Annotated in this window: 5 protein-coding genes and 2 pseudogenes; 4 read left to right on the top strand and 3 right to left on the bottom strand. The window is 44.5% G+C overall.

Going from position 1 to position 6059, the window contains the following annotated elements; all coding sequences use genetic code 11:
• Nucleotides 1-191 (bottom strand): annotated as a pseudogene (locus IM319_RS13510) (RNA-guided endonuclease TnpB family protein); the annotation flags it as partial.
• A 139-nt stretch (nucleotides 192-330) separates the two neighbouring features.
• Between IM319_RS13510 and IM319_RS13505 the strand changes: the two are divergent.
• The 3 genes from IM319_RS13505 to IM319_RS13495 all read left to right on the top strand — a co-directional run bounded on the left by IM319_RS13505 (nucleotide 331) and on the right by IM319_RS13495 (nucleotide 4157).
• Complete coding sequence (locus IM319_RS13505) at nucleotides 331-2715, top strand: heavy metal translocating P-type ATPase (protein WP_287735922.1); 2385 nt, start codon at nucleotides 331-333, stop codon at nucleotides 2713-2715.
• A gap of 25 nt (nucleotides 2716-2740) precedes the next feature.
• Entirely contained in the window at nucleotides 2741-2923 is a 183-nt protein-coding gene (locus IM319_RS13500; RefSeq protein WP_287684772.1) for a hypothetical protein, read from the top strand.
• A 61-nt stretch (nucleotides 2924-2984) separates the two neighbouring features.
• Entirely contained in the window at nucleotides 2985-4157 is a 1173-nt protein-coding gene (locus tag IM319_RS13495) for a hypothetical protein (protein WP_287735921.1), read from the top strand.
• 330 nt (nucleotides 4158-4487) lie between these two features.
• Here the strand turns inward: IM319_RS13495 and IM319_RS13490 are convergent, their stop codons facing one another.
• Entirely contained in the window at nucleotides 4488-4829 is a 342-nt protein-coding gene (locus tag IM319_RS13490) for a hypothetical protein (protein ID WP_287684775.1), read from the bottom strand.
• 12 nt (nucleotides 4830-4841) lie between these two features.
• On the opposite strand from IM319_RS13490, the gene holB reads away from it, so the two are divergent.
• Nucleotides 4842-5807 (top strand): DNA polymerase III subunit delta', encoded by a 966-nt coding sequence (gene holB / locus IM319_RS13485; RefSeq protein ID WP_287735920.1) that lies wholly within the window; start codon nucleotides 4842-4844, stop codon nucleotides 5805-5807.
• Nucleotides 5808-5886: 79 nt separating this feature from the next.
• Here the strand turns inward: holB and IM319_RS13480 are convergent.
• A pseudogene (locus IM319_RS13480) lies at nucleotides 5887-6059 on the bottom strand (zinc ribbon domain-containing protein); the annotation flags it as partial.

Genomic DNA, 6059 nt, shown 5'->3' with positions numbered 1-6059 from the left:
GTTCATCGGCAAATTTAAAGTCCCGAAGCTCATTCTTTAGAATATCGGTATAAATCGTTCTTACCCGTACCTTTTGTATCCATCCATAACCTTACACATTTGTTACGGATGAATTGAGCAGTACGAATAGCATCGTCTATCGCTTGATACTGTTGAGTTTTAGCTTTAACTTTAAACTCTAAGACAAACATTTTACGCAGGGGGTACTTAGATAAAATCAGTATAGCACAATAAAAGTTAAGTTAACAAGCTATAGTTTAAAAAGCCGTCCTAAAAAGACGGGGCTTTAACCCAAAATTTCGGTAAAGACCATCCTTGCCTACTTTTTCCATGATCCTAGCCGCCGAAACTGGACTAAAAACCGCTACTCTAGACGTAAAAGGCATGAAATGCGCCGGCTGTGTTAGTGCCGTAGAAAGACAACTCAGCCAAAATCAAGGGGTAAAATCGGCCCAAGTTAACCTAATCACGGAAATTGCCGTGATTGAATACCAACCAGATGCGATCGCACCAGAGCAGTTAGCCGCAAAATTAACCGCGATAGGATTCCCCACCCAACCGCGCAGCTCATCGACTCCCCTTTCTCAACAAAATCAACGTCGGCAAAACCAACAAAAAGAACGGCAACAACAATTATACCGATTAGCGATCGCTTGTTGTTTACTGGTTTTTTCCCTGGTCGGTCACTTACACCACATCGGGGGACCAGAAATCCCCATCTTTCAAAGTATTGCTTTTCACTGGACTTTAGCCACCCTAGCCATTTTATTCCCCGGCCGCGATATTTTCATCGATGGTTGGCGCGGATTACGGCACGGGATGCCAAATATGAACACTCTCGTTAGTTTAGGCACAGGTAGCGCCTATATAGCCAGTTGTTTAGCTCTTGTCTTCCCTAATCTCGGTCTAGAGTGCTTTTTCGATGAACCAGTCATGCTGTTAGGGTTTATTCTCCTCGGACGGACTCTAGAAGCGCATTCCCGTCATCGCGCAGCCGCAGACCTAGAAGCGCTTACCTCCCTACAACCGGCAGTGGCTCACCTGATTGGTAGTACAGATGACCGTGTGGGCGTGGCGATTCCGGTGGAACAGCTGCGCGTCGGGGAATGGGTGCGCGTCTTACCCGGGGAAAAAATTCCCGTGGATGGGGAGATTATTCAGGGAAGAACCACGGTAGATGAAGCTTTGTTAACGGGGGAATCGCTGCCGGTGGTTAAGGAAATGGCAGATCTAGTCATTGCTGGCAGTTTCAATCTCTCTGGTGCGATCGCCGTGCAAACTCGTCAGGTGGGAACTGATACCACCCTAGCTAAGATTATCGCAGCCGTGGAATCAGCGCAAACTCGCAAAGCCCCGGTGCAGAAGATAGCGGACCGGGTAGCGGGTTATTTTGCCTACGGAGTGATGATAATTGCCCTAATTGTGCTGCTCTTTTGGTATTTTTGGGGAACTAGGCTCTTTCCAGAGGTGTTAGGTTCAACCACAGGACACCACGAGATGATTCAATCCACTTCTCCCCTACTTTTGTCCCTAAAATTAGCGATTTCTGTGCTTGTGGTCGCTTGTCCCTGCGCTCTCGGTTTAGCCACACCGACGGCCTTATTGGTGGGAACCAGTTTAGCAGCTGAACGGGGCATTTTAATTAAAGGGGGCGATGTTTTGGAAACCGTCTCGCGACTGCAAACGGTGGTTTTTGACAAAACGGGAACCCTTAGCCAAGGTCATCCAGAAATTACCGATTGTTTGAGTTTTTCTGAGCTTAATCCCCTGGAAATTCAGCAATTAGCGGCAGTAGTGGAGAGTGGTACTAATCATCCTCTTGCTCGGGCGATTTTAGACGCGGTTACTCCTCCTACTAACCTGACGGGGGAAGATTTTCAAACTGTGGCCGGATTGGGAGTTTCTGCAAGGGTGCAGGGGTCGAAAATTGTTCTGGGAAATCGGCAATGGTTGGCGCAGAACGGCATTAAAATCGATGAAACTATCCCGGGCATTCAAGAGCTTTTACAAGCGGGTAAAACGGTGATTTATCTGGGTATGGAAGAACAATTACTCGGCGCGATCGCTTTTCAGGATCGATTGCGTCCTGATGCTCAAACAACCGTTAATCAGTTACAAAAACTCGGTTTAGAGGTGATTTTACTCAGTGGCGATCGCCAAGAAGTGGTGACAGCGATCGCTAATAGTTTGGGTATTAGTCAATTTTATGCCCAAGTTGCTCCCGCCGAAAAATCCGCCTTAATTGCTGACTTACAGACAAAAGAGGGCAAAATCGTCGCTATGGTCGGGGATGGTATCAATGACGCTCCCGCACTAGGACAGGCTAACATCGGTATTGCTCTGGCCGGTGGCACGGAAGTGGCCATGGAAACGGCCGGGATCGTTTTAATTAGCGATCGCCTGGAGGATGTGGTGCAATCTCTGCATTTAAGTCTGGCCACATGGCAAAAAATCCGACAAAATCTTTTTTGGGCTTTGGGCTATAATACCCTTGCTATTCCCATTGCCGGTGGCTTATTACTACCCCATTGGGGTCTAGCTTTCAGTCCGGCCCTAGCAGCAGCTTTGATGGCTTTTAGTTCGGTTATGGTAGTGAGTAATTCCTTGCTTTTACGTCGTCAATTTCCCCCGCTCAAATCGACGCAGGAAGGCAAAAATGGCTCTTCTCGACTTTGTGTTCTTTGCTTGCTCGACAGTGGGAAGTTCTCAGCCTAGCAAGGAGAAGTCAAGAAAAAGGGACATGATCAGACCGGCATCGGCCGACCTCAGCTTGAGTGGAACGGAGGTTATTGCGGCCTACGGTCTGCGGTTCAAAATTGAAGTCACCTTCCGTACCCTGATTCATCTGCTGGGAGTCTTTGCCTATCGCTTCTGGCTCAAGGCCATGAAGACATCTCCCACCTGGCCCGCCAATCTCAACTAGATGCTATACTAGCTCCAGTTGAAAACTTACTACTTACGACTGCCCAGTTGGGTTATTTTTCATGAATTTACTACAAAGTTTCTGGCGGAGATTTGAAAATCAAACCATTGTGATAATTAGTGTAATTCTTGCCTTTTTACTAAGGCTGAGTCGCTGGCAAAACTTAACCTCAGATATGAAAGCTTACAGTAAATGGTACGATTTTATCGTCCAGCACGGAGGATTTAGTGCTTTTAAATATGATTTTGCTAACTACAATCCTCCCTACTTATATTTAATGGTTATTGCTTCTTATATTTATTCTAGTTTGCCGAAAGTTCTGGCTATCAAGCTGATTACAATACCTTTTGATTTTCTCTGTGCTTTTTTTGTTTATAAGCTAGTTCGCCTCAAATATTCTAGAGGCAAATTACCAATTATCGCTGCTATTAGTGTCTTGTTTTCTCCTACAGTTTTTTTAAATAGTTCTTACTGGGGACAGACAGATATGCTTTATACATTTTGGTTAGTTGCCTGTCTCTATTATCTAGCTATTGAGCGAAATATATTAGGATTAATCTGTTTTGGTATCGCTGTTTCTTTTAAGCAACAAGCAATGTTTTTTGCGCCTTTTTTAATCATGCTTGGTGTCAAAAAATATATCTCTTGGTTTTCATTATTGATTGTTCCCTTAGTATATTTGTTCTCTCTATTTTCAAGTTGGATGGCAGGCAGATCACTAAAAAGTTTATTGTCAATTTATCTCAATCAAGCTGGAACATTTAAAGATCTAACATTAAATGCTCCTAATCTATATGTATGGATTTCCAATCAATTTTATTCAATGGTTGTTCCCCTGGGGGCATTGCTGACAGTAACTGTTATTGTGTACCTCGTTTACATAATTTACAAAAGTCACCTTAAAATTACTATACCAGTAATGATTCAACTGGCTCTTATCTCAGTCTTGGTTGTCCCTTATTTACTGCCGAAGATGCACGAAAGATACTTTTTTGCTGCCGATGTTATTTCTATTATTTTTGGTTTTTATTACCCCCGTTATTTTTTCGTGCCAATTATTATTAATCTTGTATCTCTCTTCAGTTATTTTCCTTATCTAATGCTTCAACATGGTGTAGGAGTGCAGATATTTTCTTTGCCAATCTTGTCTCTCATTTTAGGATTGACAATATTAATCACTCTTTATCATCTACATCAAACTCTTCAGGAAGCTGAACAACAGAAATTACTCTAACAATTTTCCTTTCTGTTATTGCGAGAGGACATAGACCTGGTAAGGTGCGTTCCCCAAAACCGGAGACTTTTTCCTCCTCACCACTAAGATAACTGCTATAAGGTGGTATTTTGTCCCCAAGTCTTGGGTATCTGAAGGGTGTGGGGAAAATCTCCTCGCTGTAAGCCGTGAAATTCATCAACGTAGGCAGCAAAAACCTCATTCTCTCGTTCTCATTTTGGCGAAAGTCTCAAAACTTTTCCCTACACCCTATCCCCCACACCTCACACCCTGTCTCACTTTCAATCTGCTTGTCACCCCGTCAGCTGACGAAGACAGCAACGAATAGTTTTAAGCGGTAATTCTGGTCAGAGATTGCCCTTGATAATTTTTGGTAATAATCTGGTGAATAGATTCAAAAAATCGCCGACAACGATTATTAGTTCTCAGGGGCAATTCATGATTTTTTACCAATAAATCAATCTGAAGTTCGGAGCTAGTGGGAGGATGAATAAATAATTCCACTTTCACTAACTGTGGAAAGAGAGCATCGTTAGGAACTTCCGATAAAAGCAAGACATCGGGCCGGCGCTTGATGATTTCAAATTCACCCAAACTTAGGATATCATCGTATAAAAACCCGGTCTGATGAGGAGAAATACCGACAAAATAGGAACAGGAATAGCGAGCCATGGCAGGGAAAAGATGATAGATTGGTCACGGTTAATCGGTCAAAATCAGGCCATTGAACTACTACAAAGAGCGCTTGAAATCAATTCGATCGCTCCCGCTTACTTATTCGCCGGCGCTAAGGGAATTGGACGTAATCTGGCCGCAAAATGTTTCTGTCAAGACTTGTTAACTAGAGATCGATCGCCGGAAACAAGGGAATTAATCCTGAAACGCTTTCTGGGAGGCAATCATCCCGATTTACTCTGGATTGAACCCACTTATCAACACCAAGGCAAACTGCTCACGGCAAAAGAAGCACAGGAAAGCAATCTCAAGCGTAAAGCTCCCCCGCAAATTCGCATCGAGCAAATTCGCGAGATTACTAACTTTTTAAGTCGTCCTCCCCTGGAATCGGCCCGCTCTGTGGTAGTGATCGAGGAAGCAGACACCATGACGGAAGCGGCGGCAAATGCGCTCTTAAAAACGCTTGAGGAACCTGGAAAAGCCACTTTAATCCTGATTGCTCCCAGTCCCTCCTCTTTACTACCTACTCTCGTTTCTCGCTGTCAACACGTCCCTTTTCAGCGTCTTTCGGAAGAAAATCTCGCTCAAGTCCTCCGCTCTAACGGACACGCTCGCGTTCTCAATTATCCGGCAATTCTCGGTTTAGCCCAAGGCAGCCCCGGAGAAGCGATCGCCGCTTTAGAGTTTCTCGACAGTCTCCCCCAAGATTTACCGCAATCTTTAAGCAAATTTCCCCTAAAACTCTCCCAGTCCTTAAACTTAGGAAAAATTATTGCTCAAACCCTTGACACGGAAACCCAATTATGGTACGTGAGTTATCTTCAGTATGAGGATTGGCAACGACGAAGAGAGCGCTCGAGTTTGCAAATCTTGGAAAAAACCCGCCGGCAGCTGTTAGCCTACGTTCAACCCCGTTTAGTCTGGGAATGTACTCTCTTGGAATTAGCCAAGCTACCCACCGCCCAAAAGTCTTAAAATCGTTATATTCATCGATCGAGTGGGGAGAAAGACATTGACATCCTCACCGCCGTAAACGGACGGTGATTCCTAAACCTCACGATTTAAGTTTCTGTTTCTTCCCATCGCTGGGGTTTCGCACCTGCCTTAACAGATTTACTCTGTTCTGGTCTTATGGTCGCTCTACAGACTGACACCGCAAGTCCTGCGGCCAAAATGTTTTTACTGGCGTTAATATCTCGGTCATGGTGAGTCCCACAGTCTGGACAG

It is taken from the genome of Microcystis sp. M113S1, from assembly GCF_020246945.1.
GTDB lineage: Bacteria > Cyanobacteriota > Cyanobacteriia > Cyanobacteriales > Microcystaceae > Microcystis.
The sequence above is the reverse complement of the archived record's forward strand: the minus strand, read 5'-3'. Positions and strand labels throughout refer to the sequence as shown.

What these genes read in the sequence shown, in the direction of transcription:
- IM319_RS13495 (WP_287735921.1), top strand. Translation starts at nt 2,985, where the DNA reads ATGAATTTACTACAAAGTTTCTGGCGGAGATTTGAAAATCAAACCATT.
- IM319_RS13505 (WP_287735922.1), top strand. Translation starts at nt 331, where the DNA reads ATGATCCTAGCCGCCGAAACTGGACTAAAAACCGCTACTCTAGACGTA.
- holB (WP_287735920.1), top strand. Translation starts at nt 4,842, where the DNA reads ATGATAGATTGGTCACGGTTAATCGGTCAAAATCAGGCCATTGAACTA.
- IM319_RS13490 (WP_287684775.1), bottom strand. Translation starts at nt 4,829, where the DNA reads ATGGCTCGCTATTCCTGTTCCTATTTTGTCGGTATTTCTCCTCATCAG.
- IM319_RS13500 (WP_287684772.1), top strand. Translation starts at nt 2,741, where the DNA reads ATGATCAGACCGGCATCGGCCGACCTCAGCTTGAGTGGAACGGAGGTT.